The sequence below is a fragment of the Streptomyces rubellomurinus genome (assembly GCF_000961885.1).
In the GTDB taxonomy this organism is placed as follows: Bacteria; Actinomycetota; Actinomycetes; order Streptomycetales; family Streptomycetaceae; genus Kitasatospora; species Kitasatospora rubellomurina.
Window position 1 is genome coordinate 22,824 of sequence record NZ_JZKH01000072.1, and the last position, 19,961, is coordinate 42,784.

Below are 19,961 nucleotides of genomic sequence, written 5' to 3' on the forward strand. Positions count from 1 at the left end.
GCTCGTTCCCGGGCGACGGCGCGGCGGGTCACCGCCCGGACCACCACCCCGCCACGGAGTCCCACCAGGACGGCCGGCCCGGCGCCCCGGAGCCGGGTGTTCCCGCCGGGCCGGCCCCGTCCTGGCGGGTCGGGCCGGACCGGTGCTCGCCGGGCCGCGGGGCCGTCTGCGGCGGTGTCCACGCGGGCCGGTCGGCGGCGGGCGGCCGGGGCGGGGTGAAGGCGCTGTACAGCACCGGCAGGGCGGTCAGGGCCCGCGACCACGGGGACGGCCGCCAGGTCAGGTCGCTCGGCGGCACGGCGAGTTGGAGGTCCGGCAGGCGGTGCAGCAGGGTCTCCAGCGCGGTCTCGGCGATGATCCGCGCCGGGTGCTGAGCCGGGCAGACGTGCGGGCCGGCGCCCCAGGCGAGGTGGGCCCGGTTGCCGCCCAGCGCGCCCTGCGCGGCGGAGGCCAGGCCCTGGGCGGCCGGGTCGGCGTTGGCGGCGGCCAGGCCGAGCACCAGCATGTCGCCGGCCCGGACGTACCGGCCGCCGAGCACGGTGTCGGCGGTGGCCCAGCGGCCGGGGAGGTTCTGCATCGGCGGGTCGCGCCACAGCACCTCCTCCAGCGCGTCGGAGACGGTGAGCCGGCCGCCGGCGAGGGTGGTGCGGAAGCGCCGGTCGGTGAGCAGCAGCCGCAGCGTGTTGCCGATCCAGTTGATGGAGGTCTCGTTCCCGGCGATCATCAGCACCACCAGGTGGTGCACGGCCTCCTCGTCGGTCAGCCCGGCCGGGTGGGCAAGCAGCCAGGAGGTGAGGTCGGCGCCGAGCGTGGCCCGGCGGCGGCGCACCAGGTCGTGCATGATCGCCTGGAACTCGGTGCCGGCGCGCACCGACCGGGGCCCGCTGTCCACGATGTGGCTGATCAGCTCGGCGAGCAGGGGCCCGGCCCCGGAGGGCAGGCCGAGCAGCTGGGTGAAGACCAGCACCGGCAGCGGGCGGGCGTACCGGGCGACCAGGTCGGCGGTGCCGTCCGGCCCCCAGCCGTCGATCAGGCTGTCGGCGGCGGCCTCGGTGGTCTCGCGCAGCTGGTGGTGGTCGATCTGCGCGAGGGTGTCGGAGACGGCGGCGCGCAGCCGCTGGTGCTCGGCGCCGTCGAGGTGGAGCAGGGTGGGCCGCCAGGCGGTCATCGGCCGCAGCCGGGAGTCGGGGGCCAGCCGGCCCTCGGCGGGCACCCGCCAGTGCCGCGAGTCGCTGGAGAACAGGGCGTCGTTGCGGGTGAGTTCGAGCAGCTCGGGGTAGCCGAGCACGAGCCACGCCTCGACGCCGGGCTCCAGCTCGATCGGCGCGACCGGGCCGTGGCGTTCGCGCATCCGGGCGTACAGGCCGTGCGGGTCCTCGGCGACGGCGGCGCCGTACAGCCCGGTCGGCGGGCCGTCCGCGGGGGCGGATCGGCCTGCGCCGTACGGGAGTTCGCCGCCGGGGCCGATCGGGCAGCCGTTCCCGCCGAACGCGTCGGGCGCGCTCATCCGCCCAGCTCCAGCAGCGAGCTGCGGTGCAGGTGGTCCACGAAGTCGATCAGCAGGTCGTAGGACTGCCGGCGGTCGCGGGCGTCGCAGAACAGCAGCGGCACGTCGGGCAGCACGTCGAGCGCCGAGCGCAGCTGCTCCTCCGGGTAACTCGGCGTTCCCGGGAAGGTGTTGACGGCGACGGCGAACGGGATGCCCTGCTCCTCCAGCCGGCCGAGGACGTCGAAGCTGTCGTTCAGCCGGCGCGGGTCGACCATCACGATGGCGCCGAGCGCGCCGCGCGAGAGGTCCTCCCAGAGCGGCTGGAAGCGCTGCTGCCCGGGTGTGCCGAACAGGTACAGCGCCAGCCGGGAGTTGAGGGTGATCCGGCCGAAGTCCAGCGCCACCGTGGTGGTGGTCTTCCCGCCGAGCCCGGTGAGGTCGTCGACGCCGGTGCTCGCGGCGGTCATGTCCTCCTCGGTGCGCAGCGGGGTGATCTCGCTGAGCGAGCCGACCAGGGTGGTCTTGCCCACCCCGAACGGGCCGGTGACGAGGATCTTCACCGCGCCGCGCACCGAGGAGGGCAGGTACTGCGGCCCGGCCGGCAGGTCGGCCGGGGCTTCAGCGGAGTTGGCGGAGGCCAACGAGCACCTCTTCCAGGAGGGTCGTGGGCAGGCGCTCGGCCTGCGGGACGGGCGGGAGGACCTGGACGGCGCCGAGGTCCCAGAGGTCGCCGACCAGCACCTTGGCCACGCCGAGCGGCAGCCCCAGGTGGGCGGCCACCTCGGCGACGGACAGCAGGCTGCGGCACAGTCCGAGGATGCGCCGGTGCTCCCGGTTGAGCAGCACGTGCCGGGGCAGCTCGGGCGGCCGCGGCACCGCGTTCACCAGGCTCTCGACGGCGAGCTCGGCCCGGGTGGGCCGGCTGCGCCCGCCGGTGACGACGTAGGGCCGGACGGGCCCGATCACCGCAGGCCGCCCGCCGCGTGGTCGAACCGCGGCGGGCTGGTCAGGTGGGTGCCGATCCGCTCGACCATCATCTGCATCTGGTAGGCGACCAGCCCGGCGTCGACCGCGTCGCCGGTGACCACGGCCAGGTGCGCGCCGGCCCCGGCGGCGACGATGAACAGGTAGCCGCCGCCGTACTCGACGACGATCTGCCGGGTGGTGCTGCCCTGACCGCCGAAGCCGTCCGCCACGCCCCGGGCCAGGGACTGCAGGCCGGAGCAGGCGGCGGCGAGCCGTTCGGCGTCCTCGCGCGCGATCCGGGCGCTGCGGCCGATCTCCAGGCCGTCGCTGGAGACGACGACGGCGTGCTGGACGTGCGGCACGGCGATGATGTCGGCGAGCAGCCAGCCGAGGTCAGGGGTGGTGGTCATGGAACTCTCCGGGCTGGGGAAGTCGGGGGGAAGCGGAACGGGAAGGGTCGGTCGGGGGCTGGTTCCGGGCGTCCGAGCGGCCGCTGGCCGTCCCGGCCTGGAACATCGCCATGAACGCCTGCGCGTCCCGGGCCGAGCGGTACGGCGGGGCGGGCGGCGGCGCGGGGGCGGCGTGCTGGGCGGGGCGGCCCGGGCGGCCGCGCCGGTGGCTCCGGCGGGGCAGCGGCGGGGGCGGGCCGTCGGCCGAGTAGGACGGCGGGGCCTCCACCAGGGGGTGGCCGGTGAGGTGGCCGGCCGGGCGCGCGGAGCCGAAGGCCGGGCCCTCCGGGCCGAGGCCGGGGACGGTGGGCGGGAGCGGCTCGGTGAGCAGCGCGTTCGGCAGCATCACGACCACCCGCACGCCGCCGTACGGCGAGGGCGCGGAGCTGAGGGTGACCCGGAAGCCGTACTGCTCGGCTAGCCGGCCGACCGCCGCCAGGCCCAGCTGCGGGGCTTCGCCGAGCCGGGAGACCTCCAGGGTGGTGCCGCCGGCCAGGGTCGCGGCGGCCTTGGCGACGGCGAGTTCCGGCATGCCGACGCCGCAGTCGTCGATCTCGATGACGGCGCCGTTGTGCACCGGCACCACCGTGACGAACACCTGGGTGCTGGGCGGGGAGTAGCGGGTGGCGTTGTCCAGCAGTTCGGCGGTGGCGTGGATCAGCGCCTCCGCGGCGGCGCCGATCACCGCGGTCTCGATCCGGCTGCGCAGCACCACCCGCTGGAACGGCAGGATGCGCGACTGGGCGCCGCGCACGACGTCCTCCAGCGGGACGGGCTCCGGCCAGTGCCGCCCGGCCCGGGCGCCGCACAGCACGGCCAGGGTCTGGGCGAGGCGCGCCTGTTGGGCGGCGGCGTGGTCGGCCTTGAGCAGGCCCTCCAGCAGCGCCGGGTCGTCGTGGGTGCGTTCCATCTCGTCGAGCAGCGCCTGCTGGTCGTGGGCCATGACGAGGATGCGGCGGGCGACGCTGAGGAAGGCCCGCTGGGCGGCGGCGGTGAGCTCCTGCTCGTGCTGGACGGCGGCCAGTTCGGCGCCGCGGCGGGCGACTTCGGCGTCCAGTTCGCCCTGGAGGAGGGCGAGTTCGCGCTGCAGCAGGTCGGCGCGCCGGCGCTGGGTGACGGACACGGCGTGGTAGTGCGCGGCGGCCACCAGGGCGAGGACGGCGAGCACGCCGGTTGCCGTTGCGCACCACTGAGTCATCGTCACGTCGCGAATTGTAGGGCGATGATCGCACGAAGGTGTGAACGGATCTCGCCATGTGACCGGATCTCGTCAATATCCGGCAACGGGGCGCCGGTTCGGCCTCGTTCGACCGCGATCCGGAGCCGGCGGTCCCGCCTGGTCCGGGCCTTGGCGGTGCCGCGCAGGGCCCGTGATTGGCCGAACCGCACCGGTCGATGTGGAGGAATTGTGTGCGGGGTGTCGGCAAGGCGGCCCCGTCCGGTGCAGGCAGGGCACCTCGGGTGCCGGGCCGTCCCGCTCCGGCGGGCCGCCGCGACGGGTCGGGCCCGCCACCTGCGCCAAGAGGAGGAGAACCCCAGCGGGAAGCGCCAGTTGACGGGTCCGTCCCCGTTCGTCCCGGGCGGACGGCTTGGAATCAGAGCTCCCTAGGATTAACGTCTGATAACGCAGCGCGGTCGTCAACGCCGTACCCAGACGGCACCGTGCGCGTCGCCTAATCCCGCCGGCCGGCCTCCGGGCAGGCCAGGGAGCCGGGGAACCACGTTCCTTGGGGTGAATCGGCGGGGCCCCGGCCCGGCCGTAGGAGACCTTCCTGCTCCGAACCCGTCAGCTAACCCGGTAGGCGCGAGGGAAGGAAAGGAGCGCGCCTCCGTGGCGTCGACGCACACCCCGGCCCACCCGGCCGGACCCGCAACCGGCACCCAGCTGCTCGACCACCCCGGCCAGGACGGCCCGGCCGGCTCCGCCGGTCCGGACGGCCCGGACGGCCCGGAGGCCTTCGGTACCGAGGTCGAGACCAACCGCCACCGGCTGCCCCGTCAGACCCGCGGCGCCTCCCCGCTGCTCGGCGTCACCGCCGTCGCCGCCACCCTGGGCGCCACCGGATTCGCCTCCGCCACCCCGGCCGCCGCCCCCGCCATCGAGGCCCCCGACGAGACCCCGGTCGTGCTCTCCGCCGACCCGGGCCTCGCGCTCGCCGCCCGCATCCAGCAGCAGGCCGACAGCCAGCGCACCGCCGCCGAGGAGAGCGCCCGCCTGCAGGCCGCCAAGGAGGCCGAGGCCAAGGCCGCCGCCAAGGAGGCCGAGGCCAAGCGCGCCGCCGAGGAGGCCGAGCGCGCCAAGGCCGCCGCCCTCACCCTGCCGGTCGCCGACTACCGGCTCTCCGCCCACTACGGGCAGAGCGCCCGCTACTGGGCCCACCTGCACACCGGCCTGGACTTCGCCGCCGACACCGGCACCCCGGTGATGGCGGTCGGCCAGGGCACCATCACCTCGGCCGGCTGGTCCGGCTCGTACGGCTACCGGATCGTCGAGACCCTGCCGGACGGCACCGAGATCTGGTACTGCCACCTCTCCTCGATCATCAAGGGCTCCGGCCAGGTCACCGCGGGCCAGCAGATCGGCAAGGTCGGCGCCACCGGCAACGTCACCGGCCCGCACCTGCACCTGGAGGTCCGCCCGGGCGGCGGCGCCCCGGTCGACCCGGAGCCCTGGCTCCAGCAGCGCGGCCTCAACCCCTGAGGCCCGTGAAGCCCCTGAGGCCGTGAGGCCGTGAGGCCCGTGCGCTCGTGCCGGAAGGGCCCCGGCGGTGGAAGCGCGTTCCACCGCCGGGGCCCTTCCGCGTTCTCACCCGGATGCTCCTCCGGGCGTCCTCACTCCGCCGGCAGCTGCGCCAGGTACGCCTCGATCTCCTCCGGCCCCGGCTCCGGCGCCAGCTCCGGGAACTCCTCGACCAGCAGCCGCGGCAGCCCCGGCACCGTCCACTCCCCGGACAGGTCGAGCGCCGCCTCGGCCGCCGCCTCCTCGAACGACCCGAAGTCCCCGGCCAGTTCGTCCGGCATCGGCCGCCCCAGCGCGTTCAGCTCGGCCAGGTTGCGGTAGCTGCGCCGCATCAGGCCGTGCTCCAGCAGCCGCCGCGCGCCATCGGTGGCCATGCCCACCGACAGCACCCGGGCCGGGCCCCAGCCGCGCTCGTCGAGCTCGTCCAGCCACCCGGTCGCCGCCAGCGCCTCGTACCCGGCCAGCCGCTTCTCCTCCGACAGCGCCGCGTAGCCGGCCAGCCACGCCCGCACCGCCGCCGGGTCCGCGACGTCCACCCCGTGCGCGTGCATCAGCAGCGCGTGCAGCCGCGGCCAGGTCACCAGGTCGGCGCGGCGCAGCAGCCCGGCCGCGACCTCGCCCTGCCACTCGGCCTCGGCGTGCAGCCGCTCTTGGCGCTTGGCGTTGAGCCGCTTCGCCGCCCGCTGGTGGTCGACCAGCAGCCGGACGGCGTCGCCGTACGCGAGCGGGTCCTCCTCCGGCGCGGGTTGGACGTACAGGTGGAGGCGTTCGTACAGCAGCTGCTCCACCGCGTTCGAGGTCAGCTCGGGCCAGCCGTCGTGCATCCTGCCCTCGCCGAGCTCCAGCAGCGCCAGCACCGCGCGCAGCGGCGCCTCGGCCACCGGCGCGCGGTCCTGCTCGGCCGCCCAGGCGAGCAGGTCGGCGGCCCTGGTGCGCGGGGCGAGCCGCAGGTCTTCGTCGTTCATGCTCCGAACGGTAGCCGCCGGGCGCCGGTAGGGTCGGCAGCCATGGTCCCCGTACGACTCACCGGCCCCCGGCTGGCCATCCGCGAGCACCACCACACCCCGGAGGAAGTGGCGGCGCTGCACGCCGTGTTCGGCGACCCGGAGGTCACCCGCCACCTGCCGTTCGGGCCGCGCGACCCGGACACCTGCGCCGACCAGCTGGAACTCTGCCTGGACGAGGCGATGGCCGAGCCGCGCCGGGTCTACCGGCTCGCCGTCACCCTGCGCGCCGACGCGACGGGCGAAGCCGACGCAGGAGCTGGCACCGACGTCGACGCCGCCGACCCGGCCCGCGCGACCCTGATCGGCCAGGGCTCGCTCACGCTCGGCCCGCGCCGCAGCGCCCACCTCGGCTACGCGCTGCGCCGCGACGCGTGGGGCCGCGGCTACGCGGGCGAGCTGGCCGGGCTGCTCTGCGGCCTCGCATTCGGCCCGCTCGGCGTGCACCGGCTGGTCGCCCTGACCGACGTGGACAACCGGGCCTCCGCCCGGGTGCTCACCCGGCTCGGCTTCCAGCTGGAGGGCCGGGTGCGGCACGACGTGTACCGGGACGGCGTCTGGTCGGACTCGCAGCAGTACGCGCTGCTCGCCGACGAGTGGCCCCCGCCGGGCGCCGCGGCCCCGGCCGGGGGCACGGCCGGGGGTTAACCCCACCCCCGATCCGCCAGGCCTCCCGATGGTCCCCCGGCCCCCCGCCCGGCCAGACTGTGGAACGTCAAACGAATGCGAACGACCGCGAGAACGAGGGGCCGGGGGCCGGGATGAGCAGCAGCACGCAGGACCGCGCGTGGAACGTCCTGGACGGGGACGGGGACGGGGGCCACGACGCGTACGACCGCGACGCGTACGACCGCGACGCGTACGACCGCGACGCGTACGCCCACGACGCGTACGACCACGGCCGGAGCCCCGCCCGGGCTCGCCGCACCGAGGAGCCGCCGCCCTTCTGGCGGGCGCCGTTCTCCGCGCACTACTACCGCGAGGTCGGCTACGCCCTCACCGGCCTGCCGGTGGCGATCGCGGGCTTCGTCCTCGGCGTCACGCTGTTCAGCGTCGGCCTCGGCACCCTCGTCACCTGCCTCGGCCTGCCCGTCCTGGCCGCGCTGACCAGCACCGCCCGCGGCTTCGGCCGGCTGGAGCGGGCCCGGGTGCGCAGCCTGCTCGCCGTGGACGTGCCGGGCCCGGCGCCGGTGCGGCAGACCCGACCGGGCCTGTGGGGCGGGGTCACCGCGCGGCTCGCGGACGTGGCGGGCTGGAAGGCCGTGCTGCACCAGGTGCTGATGTTCCCGTGGGCCGTCTTCCGCTTCTCCGTGACGCTGACCTTCCTACTGCTCGGCTGGGCGATGGCGCTGTACCCGGTCTACCACTGGGTCTTCCCGACCTTCGTCCACTGGCCCGGGTACCGGATCGTCGACTTCCACGACGGCGCCGACCACTACGCCTACTACGTCCAGTCGCCGGCGCAGATCGCCGGGTTCTCCGCGATCGGGCTGGTGATCGTGTTCCTCACCGCGCAGCTGGTGCGCGGCCTGACCAACGTCGACCGGGCCGCCGCCCGGGGCCTGCTCGGCCGCTGAGCCACGGCTCCCCGCTCCGCTCCGCCCCGCCCCGCCCCGCCCCCCGCACCCCGGGATGCGGGCCGGGGCGGCCCGTGTTCCGATGGCCGGGTGACCGACCCCGACCCCGCCGGTGGCCCGCCGGGCCCGGACGTCCTGGTCACCTCCCGGCCGCTGGACGAGTACTGCGGCCTGTTCGACCTCACCCGGGCCCGCCTCGCCGCCCTGCCCGGCCCGCTGCTGGACTGCCCCGGCGGCGCCGCCGGCCTGGCCGCCGAGGCGCGCGAGCTGGGCTGCCGGGTGATCGCCGTCGACCCGGCCTACGCGCTGCCGCCGCCCGTGGTCGCGGCGCACGCGCTGGCCGCCCGGGCGTCGATGGCCGCGGCGATGGCCGCCCGCCCGCAGCTCTACCCGCGGCCCGGCCGCCGCCCCGAGCGCTACCTGCGCAGCTGGGACCGCGCCCGCCGACTGTTCGCCGCCGACTCGGCCCTCCACCCGGAGCAGTACGTGGCCGCCGCCCTGCCCCGGCTGCCGTTCGCGGACGGCGCCTTCGCCCTCACCCTGAGCGGCTACCTGCTCTTCGCCTACCCCGAACTCTTCGGCCCCGAGCTCCAGTTGGCCGCACTGGCCGAGCTGGTCCGGGTCACCTCCCCGGCCGGCGAGGTGCGCGTCCAGCCACTGCACGACGGGTACGGCCGGCGCTGCGGCCACCTCGACGCGCTGCGCCACGCGCTCGGCGAGCGCCGGATCGCCAGCGAGATCCGCCGCTTCCCCCGCCCCGAGGACGGCCGCACCCGCCGCCTCCTGGTGCTGCGCGCGGCCGACCACCGCCGCCGTTCCAGGCCCTAGACGTTCGCCGGGGCGTCGGGCGGCCCCGGCTGGGCCGGGACGGACGGTGCCGCGGTCTGCAGCCGGGAGAGGATCTTCTCCGCCAGCCAGCTGCGGTCCGACCCGTACGGGATGCCCGCCGGGTCCACCAGCCGCCCGGCCACCGCGTCCCGCAGCCGCCGGGCCTCGTCGGCGGGCAGCCGGGAGAGCAGCCCGCGGGCGGCCAGCAGCGCGTGGTACTGCTCGAAGTCCGAGCGCGGGTGCTCGATCGCGTCCAGCAGGCTGGTGAGGTCGGCCAGCGCCGGATCGCCCTGCATCAGGGCCAGCGCCTGGATCCGCCGGCCCTCGGAGCCGTCCGCGAACAGGTCCCGCACCTGCTCGGCGGTCAGCGCCGACCGCTTCGCCGTCGCCCGCACCTCGGCCACCACGCCGTCCGGCCCGGCCGGCGACCCGGCCGAGGGCGGCAGCTGGCCGGCCAGCGCGGCGGGCTGCTCCGCGCTGCCGCCCAGCACGCCGAGCTGCTGCATGGCCCGGACCCGCAGGTCGTCGGCGCCCACCTTGTCGCCGTGCCGGTCGCGGTCCTGGCCGGCGAGGAAGAGGTCGAGCGCCTGGTCGTCGGCGCTGGTCAGCACCCGCGGCAGGGCCAGCCTGGTCACCAGCCAGCCGGCCAGGAAGCCGAGCACCAGGAAGTACAGCACCAGGGCGGCCCCGAACGGCACCGCCGCGTCGTCCCCGCCGAGCACGGGCGCCAGCGCCGTGCCGAGCTGGTGCAGCCGCTCGCCCAGCGAGCCGAGCTGGGTCAGCCCGACGCCGAGCAGCACCTTGGTCAGCCAGTCCGACACCTGCTCCAGATTGGTGTTCGGCGCGTACGAGCCCTGCGGCTCGCCGGAACCGCCGGAGCCGCCGCGCACCCGGGGCACCCCGAACAGGAAGCCCAGCGCGCCGCCGAGCACCGCCGAGGCCCCGGCCACCACCAGCCCGCCGCCGAGCGCCTGCCAGGCCCGCTCCCGGCCGAGTGCGAACAGCACCAGCCCGAGCAGTCCCGTCCCGGCCAGCACCCCGGCCGCCGCCCACTTCGCCGTCCGCAGGGCCGCCGCCCCGCCCTGCCGCCGCGCCTTCGCCACCGCACACCCCCTGTGTCCGCGCCGACTCTAGCGCCGCCCACGGTCCCCCTCGGGATGCCCGGACAACCGCCGCACAAACGGTCCGGAACAGCAGACAGCCCGCGGGCTGCTCCTCGCGCCGGCCCGTGCACTGGCCAGGCGCCGAGGCACCGGGGATGTACCGGTGAGCCCGCGGGCCGGGTGACTGCTATGGATTTCGCCTGCCGGAGGCCAGGGGCCTCACCCTGCGCAGGCAGGGGCGGCTCTAGCGAGCAGCCACCTCACGCATCCTGATGGAACTCAACTCAGGATCACCTCCTTTCAGTGTGCTGCCACGATAGGCAGCCACTGCGGGAGGGGGCAACGGATTTATCCGCGCCCGGTGTCCGGAGCGGATCAGGCCTTCTTCATCTGGTCCTTGAACTTGCTGAAGTCCATGGTCTGGTCGGCCGGCGGGGTCTGGACGGTGACCGGCTTGTCGTAGTCGGTGAAGTCGATCTTGGTCTGGCCGTCCTTGCTCGGCTCCGTCTGGATCTCCACCGGGTAGGGCTTGCCCTGGGTGGCGACGAAGATGGTGCCCTTCTCGCCCTTCGAGTTGGTGACCTTGAGGCTGAAGGTCGGCACGCCGTTGGTGGTGCCGGCGGCACCCTTCTCGGGCGCGCCGCCGGCCTTGTCGCCGCCCTCGACGATCTGCTTGCTGAAATCGGCGAGGTTGCAGAGGGAGAGGAACCCGGCCATCTGCGGGTCGTTGTCGAAGCCCATCACGTAGCGGCCCTTGAGGAGCTCGGCGACCTGGGCGCCGTTCGGGCCGCCCACGGAGGTCCAGAACTGGGCGTCGCCCTTCATGTAGGAGGTCTTGCCGTCGCGCAGGATGTCGACCTTGCCCGAGCCCGGCATCGTCATGCTGCCGGTGCACTTGCCCGTGTTGTCCATGGCCAGGTTGATCTCCATCTTGCCGTCCTCGTCGACCATGGTGCCGGCGAACTTGACGGAGGTGGCGGCGGCCAGGGCGTCCTTGGCCTTCTGCTTGATCTCCTGGGCGGACAGCTTGTCGGTGTCCAGCTTCTCGCCGGCGGGGGTCGCCGCGGCGGAGGTCGGCGCGGCGGCAGCGGTCGTACCGGCGGCGGCGGGCGCGGCGGCCTTGTCGCCGTCCTTGTTGTCGCCGCAGGCGGCCGTGCCGGCCCCCAGGACGAGGCAGATCGCGGCGGTGCTGACCAGGCGCTTCGACAGCATGAGGTGGTTCCTTATCCAGGGCACGGTCTTGTCGTGCCCCCAACTGGACGAGTTTTTCCTCAGCAGTATGCGGGAGGTCCCGGACAGCCGATCTTGGATTCGGCCCCTGTTACAGCTTCGTGGCAGGAACGTGCTCTCCCCGCGCCCGGAAACGCGGAAGACCCGGAGGACGAGTCCTCCGGGTCTTCCGGCTACTGAGTAGCGGGGACAGGATTTGAACCTGCGACCTCTGGGTTATGAGCCCAGCGAGCTACCGAGCTGCTCCACCCCGCGTCGGTGAACACAACAATACGTGGAAGTCTCCGGGATGGGAAATCGGTTCCTCAGACCGCCTCCCGGGGCGTGCCCGCCCGGGGTTCCACGGGCCGCCGCCCGCGTCGCCCGGCGGGCCGGGCCGCCCGCGCTCTCGTCCAGGCCGCGAAGCCGACCAGCGCCCCGAAGCACGGCACCATCAGCGCCGCGTACACCACCAGGAAGCCGTCCGTCCCGAGGTCGGCGGCCGCGTTCCAGGCGCCGTGCAGCGCCGTCGCCAGCAGCAGCCCGGCCGGCACGGCGAGCCGGGCCAGCCAGCGCCGCCCGGTGGTCAGCGCGACGGCCAGGCCGATCCCGGTGAGCGCGGTGAACAGTGGGTGGGCGAAGGGCGAGAGCAGGGCGCGCAGCACGAAGGTCTGCACGGTGCCGTCGAAGTCCCGGATGCTCGGCCGGGTGCCGAGGCCGATGCTGTCCAGCCGCTGCCGCTGGTCGTTGGTGAAGGCCCGGCCCAGGTAGAGGGCGTTCTCGGTGAAGGCGAAGCCGCAGGCCGTCATCCCGCCGAGCACCACCCCGGCGGCCAGCGTGCGCGGCCGGGAGCGGCGGTGCGCCCCGTCTCCGGACGGCGGGGCGGGACGCAGGTACGGCAGCGGCCGCAGGTACGGGCGCAGCCGCAGCCTCTCGCGGGCGTGCGGGCCGGCCGCGCGGTGCCCGTACGGGCGGGTGCGGCGCGGGGCGGGCGGCCGGTGCAGCAGGGGCGCGCAGGGGCGGCCGGTGCGGCGGCCGTGGCAGCGCAGCCGCTGGCCGAGCGGGAGCAGCAGGACGAACAGCGCGGTGGCCTTGGCGACTTCCTCGATCATCGGGGTGGCCATCCCGGCGCCCAGCAGCTCGCCGAGCGGGCCCTGGTGGTTGGCCAGGTGACTGGCCGTCCAGTTGTTGGCGAGGATGGCGACGGTGGTGGCCGCGAAGGCGCCCCAGCCGAGGCAGAACACGGTGTGCCGCAGCGGCACCCGCGCGGTCAGGTTGAGCCAGGCCAGGCCGCCGAGCACGAACGGCACCGGCACCATCGCCAGGGCGAGGCCCACGACCAGCCCGAGCGTGCCGGTCTGCCGCTGCACCAGGTGCAGGATCAGCACCCCGCAGCCGGCCAGGGTCAGCACGGTGGTCGCGGTGACCGAGGTGAGCGCCGGGGAGCGGCCCCGCCGGGGCGGCGGGCCGGCGGGCGGCGGTGCGGCGCCCGGCCGGGGCAGCAGCCGGTGGGCCCGGCGCCCCCGGGGCCCCGGGATGGTCCGGGTGCCTCCGGTGCGCGGGGCCGTGTGCGGTGCGTCAGCGGGGGCCGGGTCGGTGGTCCGGAGCCCGCCGCCGGACGGGCTGCCCATGCGGCTCAGGGTAGGCCACGGGGGCGGCCCGCCGGGAGGACTCGGGACGAATCGTCCGTCCGGGTCATGACCATTGGGCCGTCCGGGGCAACGACACCCGGTCGGCGGGCGGTCGTGCGTTCGAACGGCGGCCGGTGGTTCAGCGGGCGGCCGGCCGCCCGCCCGGCCGGGTCAGCGGCGGCGGAACAGCAGGTCGTGCACCACGTGGCCCTTGGCGATGCCGGCCCGCTCGAACTTGGTGACCGGCCGCCAGTCCGGGCGCGGCGCGTAGCCGGGGACGCTGCCCTCCGGGTGGTCGGCCGGCTCCAGCCAGCCCGTCCCGTCGCCCTCGGGGTGCAGGTTCTCCAGCTCCGGCGAGGCGGACAGCACCGCCAGCATCTGCTCGGCGTAGTGCTCCCAGTCGGTGGCGCAGTGCACCAGGGCGCCGGGGGCCAGCCGGGGCAGCACCAGGTCGAGGAAGGCGGGCTGGATCAGCCGGCGCTTGTGGTGCTTGGGCTTGGGCCACGGGTCGGCGAAGTAGACCCGCAGTCCGGCCAGCGAGGCGTCCGGCAGCATGTCGCGCAGCAGGATGACGGCATCGCCGGCGGCCAGCCGCACGTTCTGCGAACCGTCGCGCTCCAGCATCCCGAGCAGGTTGCCGTGGCCCGGGGTGTGCACGTCGGCGGCGAGGATGCCGGTCGACGGGTCGGCGGCGGCCATCGCGGCGGTGGTCTCGCCCATGCCGAAGCCGATCTCCAGGGTCACCGGCAGGCCGCCGAACAGTTCCGCCAGGTCCAGCGGGCTGCCGTCGATCGGGATGCCGTACCTCTCCCAGCTCCGGTCCAGAGCGCCCGCCTGGGCGTTGGTCATCCGGCCCCGGCGCGGCTGGAAGCTGCGGATGCGCCGCTCGCGGTGCTGGGCCTCGGTGGCCTTGTGCGGGTACATCGGCGCGGGGTACGCGGCCGGCGCGGCCGACATCCGGGCGGACGGCGATTGCTGGGGGATCGGGGCGGTGGCAGTCACAATCACCCGAGTCTACGGGGCCGCCGCCGTTCCCCCGCAGGGCCTGTGACGCGGCTCATCCGGGGGAGTCCGGCACCCCGCGCTCTCGGCCGCCCGCCTCTCAGCCGCCCGCCTCCAGCGCGGCCAGCGCCCGGCGGGCCACCTCGCGGCCGATCGGCAGCGAGGCCGTCGCGGCGGGGGAGGGGGCGTTCAGCACGTGCACCGCCCGGCGCGGGGAGCGCCGGTCCGCCGGGTCGAAGCCGGCGAAGGCGAAGTCGTCCAGCAGCGAGCCGTCCCGGGCCACCGCCTGGGCCCGCACCCCGGCGGCGGCCGGCACCAGGTCCGCCGCGGTGACGGCCGGCAGCAGGCGCTGCACGGCGGTGGTGAACGCCCGCTTGGACAGCGAGCGGTGCAACTCGCCGACCTCGTAGCGCCAGTGCCGCCACAGGATCCGCCAGGTCCCCGGGAAGGCGAGCGTCTCGGCCACGTCGCGCGGGCGGACGACGCCCCAGCCGTACCCCTCGCGGGCCGCCGCCGGCACCGCGTTCGGGCCGACGTGGACGTCCCCGTGGATGCCCCGGGTGAGGTGCACGCCGAGGAAGGGGAAGGCCGGGTCGGGCACCGGGTAGACCAGGCCTTGCACCAACTTCCGCCGGTCCTCGGTCAGTTCGTAGTACTCGCCGCGGAACGGCAGGATCAGCACCCCGGTGTCGTCCCCGGTCATCCGGGCGATCCGGTCGCTGTGCAGGCCTGCGCAGTTCACCAGCACCCCACAGCGCAGCTCGCCCGTGGCGGTGCCGATGGTCACCCCGTCCCGGCGCCGGGCCACGCTCAGCACCTCGCCGCCGGGGCGCAGTTCGGCGCCCGCCTCCCGGGCCAGCCGGCCGTACGCGGTCGCGACGGCCGGGTAGTCGCAGATGCCGGTGGTGCCGACGTGCAGTCCGGCCAGGCCGGAGACGTTCGGCTCGTACTGCGCGATGCCGTCCCGGTCCAGCTCGGTGACCGGGATGCCGTTCGCCCGGCCGCGCTCGGCCAGCGCCGCCAGCCGGGGCAGTTCGGCGGCGCCCGTGGCCACGATCAGCTTGCCGGTCACCTCGTACGGGAGGCCCTGCTCCCGGCAGAACGCCACCAGCTCCGCCGCGCCCTCGACGGCGAACCGGGCCTTGTACGAGCCGGGGCGGTAGTAGATGCCGCTGTGAATCACCCCGCTGTTGCGCCCGGTCTGGTGCGCGGCGAAGCCGCTCTCCTTCTCCAGCACCGCCACCCGCAGGCCCGGTTGTGCCGTCGTCAACGCGTGGGCGGTGGCCAGTCCGACGATCCCTCCGCCGACCACCGCGACATCGAACTCGTCCGCCATCGCCGCGCTCCTCGCATCCGACCGCATGTGCGGCCGATGCTGCCACGGCGCCCGATGGCGGTCCAGAGCGCCTCGGCACGGCCTCCGCACCGCGCGGCGGTCGGCCCGCGAAGGCTCCGCCGAGCGGCCGGGTGCGGTCGTGCCGGGCCCGTCCGTGGTGCTGAGGCCGGCCTTCTCCGCCGGTCTTCCCTGCCGGTTTTCCCCGCCGGTCTTCCTGCCGGTCCGGCCGCCGGTCTCGCGACAGCGGCGCGCCGGGTTCCGGGGCGTGCGCCGGTGGCATTCCTGCCCGCCCGGCCCGGCAGCGCGCGCCGGGCTCCCACGGCCCGGCCGAACCAGCGGCGGCGCGCCGGCCCCCCCGGACCCGGCGCGCCACCGCCCCCCTCGCTCAGGCCTCAGGCCTCCCAGGGCCAGCCGGCGTTCGCCCCGGCCTCCAGCAGCGGTATCAGCCGGAACGCCGCGTCGGTCAGGCCGCCGAAGGTGTGCCGGTTGGCGCCGCCGCTGGGGCCGTGGCCGGCGGCGTAGCCGGCCAGGTTCCAGGTGTAGACGGGCACGTGGGCCGGAACGGCGGCGAGAGGATCGGAGCCGTAGGAGCCCGGGCCGGTCTGTTCGTCGGTGACGATGACGACCCGGTCGTGCCCCCGGTAGTGGCCGCGGACGGCGGCGGCGGTGTTGGTGCCGCCGAGGCTGGAGAAGCGTTCCAGCACCCGCAGCACCGCCTCCCCGCGGCCGACCTCGATCACCTTGCTGCTGGTGCCGAACTCGACCAGGTCCGCCTCCGCCGCCCGGACCTTCAGCGCGGTGCCGAAGATCGCCGCCGAGTCGGCCCGGTTGAGCTGGGTCTGCGCGCTGGGCCGGTCGAACATCGAGCCGGAGCGGTCGACCAGGATCAGCGTCCGGCCGGGCAGCTCGGGCACGTTGGCGAGCGAGTGGGCGAGCGCCGTCTCCAGCGCGTGCCCCCACCGGAGCGAGGGCGCGTGCCGGTACGCCGCGAGGTAGCGGAACGGGAACTGGCGCGAGCGCCGCACCTCGTCCGGGTCGGAGATCCGCCGGGCGACCGAGGCCGCGACGGCGTCCGACACCCCGGCCCGGTCGAAGTTGCGCAGGTTCCGCACCAGCGCCATCGGGCCCATGGACGGGATGACGGCCTCCCAGACCGCCGCGTCCAGCGGCCCCTGCAGCCAGCCGGCCAGCGCCTCCCAGGTCAGGCCCGCGTCGGCGAGCCGCTCGGCGCCGCCCTCGGCGACGACGGCGGGCCGGCGCCCGTCGACCGGCAGCGCGAGGAGCTCGCGGTTGGCGGTCAGCACCCGGTCGGACGCGGGCGGCACGGCCTCCTCCGGCCGGTGCCGGCGGTCCAGCGCGTACTGGAACAGCGGGCCCTGCCAGGGCTTGGCCGGGTCCGGCGAGGGGTGGGTCAGTTCGATCACGTCGCCGAAGCGGTAGCCCTTCCCGGCGGTGTCGTACTTGAGCAGCGAGCGGGCGTTGTAGAGGCGGCGGACGGCGTCCGCGACACCGCGCTTGAGCGGCTTGGGCAGGGAACGGCCGTAGCGGGACGTCCAGTACGCGAGCAGTTCGCCGGGCTCGTCGGGGCGCTGCAGCACCGCGTCGACGGCCTGCCGGGAGTACCCGTGGGCGCCCGCGGCCAGCCGGGCGCGGGTGAACTCGGCGGCGCCGACCAGCGCGGCCGTGCGCAACTGCCCGTCGCCGCGCAGCCAGCGCAGCAGCGCGAGCGTCCACTCGGGATCGCTGACGGCGAGCCCGCGGACGAGCGCGGTGTAGCGGTCGTCGCGCGCGCCGCCCTGCTCGTGGAAGGTGTCCTGGCCCACCATGTTGGCCACGGCGAGCAGGAAGAGTTCGGACTTCTCGTCCCGGACGAAGCCGGTGCCGCCGTTGTGGTTGGTGGTGCGCCGACCGGTGGTGGCCACCGGCGAGAGCGGGTTCGCCTTGGTCTTGCGGATGTTGAACCTGGACATGATGCAGCCCCCCTCGGCCTGCGGGTTTCGTCGGGAGGGAGGCATGCGGCGGCTGAGGGTGCCCGAGATCGTGCCGGCCGTCGTCGAACGGCCGGCGTCGGTGGAGGTATATGCCTTGTGCTCTTCCGAATTGAGCTACCGGCCGCACTCGCGCACGGCCGCCCGGGATTTGAACCCGGAACCGCAAGATCCGAAGTAACCCCCGCCTGCGCACCGGGCACACCGAAGCGCGATGCCTCCCGAGATCAAGAGTGGCGGCGGTGTCTGCGCGGTTGATCGCATGGCGCGCTCAACCGCGTTGCGGGCTTGAACCGCGGGCGCCGTTTCCGACGCCTTTACCGGGAAGTAACCGCTGCCTTCGCACCGGGAGGTGCGGACATCTTGTTCAGATGTCTCTATTCACGTGTAGGCGTCCAGAGTTCGAGGTCGGCTGAGGTGACGAAGCTGCTCTACCGAACTGAGCTACACCGGCCCGAAGCCGATGACGGGATTCGAACCCGCGACCCGCCCATGAAGAGTGGAAGTAACCTCCGCCTGCGCACCTGGACGAGAGAGACCTTAGCCAGGCCCCTCTCGCGGGCGCACCCGAATTACCGCCGAACCCGCGCCCCTCGCGCCGGGGCGGGTGCGCCCCTCGCGCGGCGTGCTCCCTCACGCCGGCGCGACGATCACCGCCCGCGCCCGTTCCGTCAACTCCCGGACCCGGCGCTCGCCCTGGAAGGGCTCCAGCCGCCGCAGCATCTCCACCACGTACTCGCGGCTGCGCTGCGAGGAGATCCGCCCGGCGACCTCGACGGCGCGCTCGCCCGCGGCGACGGCGGCGTCCAGGTCGCCGGCCTCGGCCTCGGCCATCGCCGAGACCACCAGCCGCAGGCCGTGCGAGCGGACGTAGCCCTCGGTGGGCTTGGCCAGCGCCTCGCGGGTGAACTGCCGGACCTTGGAGGGCACTCCGAGGTCGCGGAAGCACTCGGCGGCGTCGGCGGCGAGCCGGTCGTAGGCGTAGAAGTCGATCCAGGCCGGGTCGGGATCCCCGGCGCGCGCCCGTTCGAGTGCGCTCTCCGCCGCGCCGAGCGCCGTCGCACACGCCGCGGCATTGCGGGCCTTGGCCTGGGCCCGGGCCTCCACCAGGTGGAAGAAGCTCATGGTGCGGGCGGTGGCCAGGCCCCGGTTGCGCTCCAGGGCGGCCTGCGCGAGGTCGACGGCCTCCTCGGCGAAGCCCCGGTAGCCGGCCTGCAGGCTCATCGAGGCCAGCACGTAGCCGCCGAGCGGCACGTCGGCGGCGGCCCGGGCGAGCCGCAGGGCCTGGATGTAGTAGCGCTGGGCGGCCTCGTGCTGCCCGGTGTCGAAGGCCATCCACCCGGCCAGTCTGGTCAGTTCGGCGGTCGCGCCGAACAGCGCCCGGCCGACCGCGTCGCTGTACGAGGCGAGCAGCAGCGGCGCCGCCTCCACCCGCAGGCACTCCGGCACCATCGACGAACGCCAGTCCCCGCCGCCGTACTTGGAGTCCCAGCGGCGGGCCTCCTGGGCGGCCTCGCGGAGCTTGGCGGCGTCCGAGTGGCCGACCCGGTAGGAGGCCGCCTCGCTGGCCGCGCGCGGCACCTCGCGGGCCACCGAGCCGTCCGCGGGCGTGATCAGCCAGCGGGAGACGGGCGTCGCGTAGGCGGCGACCGAGAAGGTGCCGGCCAGGCTGTCGCTCCAGCGCCCGCCGCCGGGGCCGCGGCGCAGGTCGAGGTCGACCCGCCACAGGTCGGTGGCGGAACGGACGGCGTCGGCGACCTCGCGCGGGAAGGCCAGGCCGAGTTCGGGCGCCGGGTCGGTGTCGCCGAGGCCGATCTCCTCCAGCGGCACCGGGCGGCCGAGCTTGCCGCCGATCGCGGTGGCGATCAGGTGCGGGACGGGCCCCTGCGGGACCATGCCCTTGCTGACCCAGCGGGCCACCGAGGTCTTGTCGTAGCGCAGGGTCAACCCGCGCTGGGCGCCCAGGTCGTTGACCCGGCGGGCCAGGCCGGCGTTGCTGATCTGGGCGAGGGACAGGAGCGTGCCGAGCCGTTCGTTCGGTCCACGCGGGCTGACGGTCATGGTGGCGGCGGCACCTCCTGCGGCCTTGTGCGCGGGGCCCGGGCGGCACCGGGCCGTAGCTGCTGTACCTAGCGTAGTCGGACGCGTTCCGAGGGTTAAGAGGTCGCATTCCGGATGGCGGGATCGCGTGCCCGGGCCACCCCGCCGCGGCGGCGCGGGAGTTGGTCCGGACCGCCTGTTTCCGGCCGAAAGTGCCACGCGCCGGAGCGCCGTGCTCCGGTCCCGTGTCGATGTGCGCCCGGCCGTGCCCCCTGGCCCGACCGGCTGGTCGGCAGTTCGCTGGTGGTCGTGGGTCGGCCCGCCGTCGAGGACCCGGCGGGCCGGGGGACGCCGCCGTCTCAATCCCCGCGGGCGGCGGCGAGGTCCGGGAGGGCATGCGGATGCCCTCCCGGGCTGGGCGACGCCTTTCGGCCATCTCGCGATGCCCATGCCAAGGCAGTCCCTCGGCGGTCCGGGCCCGGGAGGGGAAGGCCCGGCCCGCCCTTCCCCCACCACCCCCCACGGCCCCGCCGCGGCCCCGCCGAGCGGCCCGACGCGGAACCGGAACCGGTAACACCGGCCCCAGCCGTGCCCGGCGA

17 protein-coding genes, 1 tRNA gene and 1 riboswitch are annotated in these 19,961 nt (G+C 75.4%); of the genes, 4 read left to right on the forward strand and 14 right to left on the reverse strand.

All coding sequences use genetic code 11. The annotated features are described in order from the left end of the window. Positions 1 to 28: 28 nt before the first annotated feature. Genes VM95_RS28005 through VM95_RS28025 form a run of 5 tightly spaced genes read right to left on the reverse strand, consistent with a single transcriptional unit; the run spans position 29 to position 4,102 of the window. Positions 29 to 1,507: a cytochrome P450 gene (locus VM95_RS28005; protein ID WP_208615544.1), complete on the reverse strand. Its 1,479-nt coding sequence runs from the start codon at positions 1,505 to 1,507 to the stop codon at positions 29 to 31. Beyond that, positions 1,504 to 2,130, reverse strand: coding sequence for a GTP-binding protein (locus tag VM95_RS28010; RefSeq protein WP_078860647.1), 627 nt, complete (start codon positions 2,128 to 2,130; stop codon positions 1,504 to 1,506). Before VM95_RS28010 ends, VM95_RS28005 begins: the two co-directional genes overlap by 4 nt. Continuing rightward, entirely contained in the window at positions 2,108 to 2,455 is a 348-nt protein-coding gene (locus tag VM95_RS28015) for a DUF742 domain-containing protein (RefSeq protein WP_045701777.1), read from the reverse strand. The genes VM95_RS28010 and VM95_RS28015 overlap by 23 nt, the downstream gene beginning before the upstream one ends. Next, on the reverse strand, positions 2,452 to 2,865 hold the full coding sequence (locus VM95_RS28020) for a roadblock/LC7 domain-containing protein (RefSeq protein ID WP_045701779.1): 414 nt from the start codon (positions 2,863 to 2,865) through the stop codon (positions 2,452 to 2,454). Before VM95_RS28020 ends, VM95_RS28015 begins: the two co-directional genes overlap by 4 nt. Further along, positions 2,849 to 4,102 (reverse strand): sensor histidine kinase, encoded by a 1,254-nt coding sequence (locus VM95_RS28025; RefSeq protein WP_244178972.1) that lies wholly within the window; start codon positions 4,100 to 4,102, stop codon positions 2,849 to 2,851. Before VM95_RS28025 ends, VM95_RS28020 begins: the two co-directional genes overlap by 17 nt. Positions 4,103 to 4,564: 462 nt before the next feature. Beyond that, a riboswitch (cyclic di-AMP (ydaO/yuaA leader) is annotated at positions 4,565 to 4,723 on the forward strand. A 12-nt stretch (positions 4,724 to 4,735) separates the two neighbouring features. Here VM95_RS28025 and VM95_RS28030 point away from each other — a divergent pair. Next, on the forward strand, positions 4,736 to 5,605 hold the full coding sequence (locus tag VM95_RS28030; protein WP_052707621.1) for a M23 family metallopeptidase: 870 nt from the start codon (positions 4,736 to 4,738) through the stop codon (positions 5,603 to 5,605). Positions 5,606 to 5,736: 131 nt separating this feature from the next. Here the strand turns inward: VM95_RS28030 and VM95_RS28035 are convergent, their stop codons facing one another. After that, positions 5,737 to 6,609, reverse strand: a complete 873-nt coding sequence (locus tag VM95_RS28035; RefSeq protein WP_045701781.1) for a hypothetical protein — start codon at positions 6,607 to 6,609, stop codon at positions 5,737 to 5,739. 42 nt (positions 6,610 to 6,651) lie between these two features. Between VM95_RS28035 and VM95_RS39190 the strand changes: the two genes are divergently transcribed. The 3 genes from VM95_RS39190 to VM95_RS28050 all read left to right on the forward strand — a co-directional run bounded on the left by VM95_RS39190 (position 6,652) and on the right by VM95_RS28050 (position 9,053). Next, positions 6,652 to 7,296: a GNAT family N-acetyltransferase gene (locus tag VM95_RS39190; protein WP_052706466.1), complete on the forward strand. Its 645-nt coding sequence runs from the start codon at positions 6,652 to 6,654 to the stop codon at positions 7,294 to 7,296. 113 nt (positions 7,297 to 7,409) lie between these two features. Beyond that, on the forward strand, positions 7,410 to 8,225 hold the full coding sequence (locus VM95_RS28045; RefSeq protein WP_052707622.1) for a sensor domain-containing protein: 816 nt from the start codon (positions 7,410 to 7,412) through the stop codon (positions 8,223 to 8,225). 90 nt (positions 8,226 to 8,315) lie between these two features. Continuing rightward, positions 8,316 to 9,053 (forward strand): hypothetical protein, encoded by a 738-nt coding sequence (locus tag VM95_RS28050; protein WP_052707623.1) that lies wholly within the window; start codon positions 8,316 to 8,318, stop codon positions 9,051 to 9,053. Here VM95_RS28050 and VM95_RS28055 read toward each other — a convergent pair. The 8 genes from VM95_RS28055 to VM95_RS28090 form a co-directional block, all read right to left on the reverse strand. Continuing rightward, positions 9,050 to 10,156 (reverse strand): hypothetical protein, encoded by a 1,107-nt coding sequence (locus tag VM95_RS28055; RefSeq protein WP_045701783.1) that lies wholly within the window; start codon positions 10,154 to 10,156, stop codon positions 9,050 to 9,052. The two genes, VM95_RS28050 and VM95_RS28055, sit on opposite strands and share 4 nt — an antisense overlap. Positions 10,157 to 10,531: 375 nt before the next feature. Beyond that, the gene (locus tag VM95_RS28060) at positions 10,532 to 11,368 is read right to left on the reverse strand and encodes a hypothetical protein (protein ID WP_045701785.1); all 837 of its coding nucleotides are present in this window, start codon (positions 11,366 to 11,368) and stop codon (positions 10,532 to 10,534) included. Between the two features lie 199 nt (positions 11,369 to 11,567). Beyond that, positions 11,568 to 11,641 (reverse strand) — tRNA-Met (locus tag VM95_RS28065). Between the two features lie 50 nt (positions 11,642 to 11,691). Further along, entirely contained in the window at positions 11,692 to 12,996 is a 1,305-nt protein-coding gene (locus VM95_RS39195) for a PrsW family intramembrane metalloprotease (RefSeq protein ID WP_052707624.1), read from the reverse strand. A 171-nt stretch (positions 12,997 to 13,167) separates the two neighbouring features. Next, on the reverse strand, positions 13,168 to 13,953 hold the full coding sequence (gene trmB / locus VM95_RS28075) for a tRNA (guanosine(46)-N7)-methyltransferase TrmB (protein ID WP_078860651.1): 786 nt from the start codon (positions 13,951 to 13,953) through the stop codon (positions 13,168 to 13,170). Positions 13,954 to 14,098: 145 nt separating this feature from the next. Continuing rightward, positions 14,099 to 15,334: an L-2-hydroxyglutarate oxidase gene (lhgO, locus tag VM95_RS28080; protein WP_078860653.1), complete on the reverse strand. Its 1,236-nt coding sequence runs from the start codon at positions 15,332 to 15,334 to the stop codon at positions 14,099 to 14,101. 392 nt (positions 15,335 to 15,726) lie between these two features. After that, positions 15,727 to 17,304, reverse strand: a complete 1,578-nt coding sequence (locus VM95_RS28085; protein WP_045701791.1) for a TROVE domain-containing protein — start codon at positions 17,302 to 17,304, stop codon at positions 15,727 to 15,729. Between the two features lie 651 nt (positions 17,305 to 17,955). Beyond that, complete coding sequence (locus VM95_RS28090; RefSeq protein ID WP_045701795.1) at positions 17,956 to 19,383, reverse strand: NsdA family TPR-like regulatory protein; 1,428 nt, start codon at positions 19,381 to 19,383, stop codon at positions 17,956 to 17,958. Positions 19,384 to 19,961 lie beyond the last annotated feature (578 nt).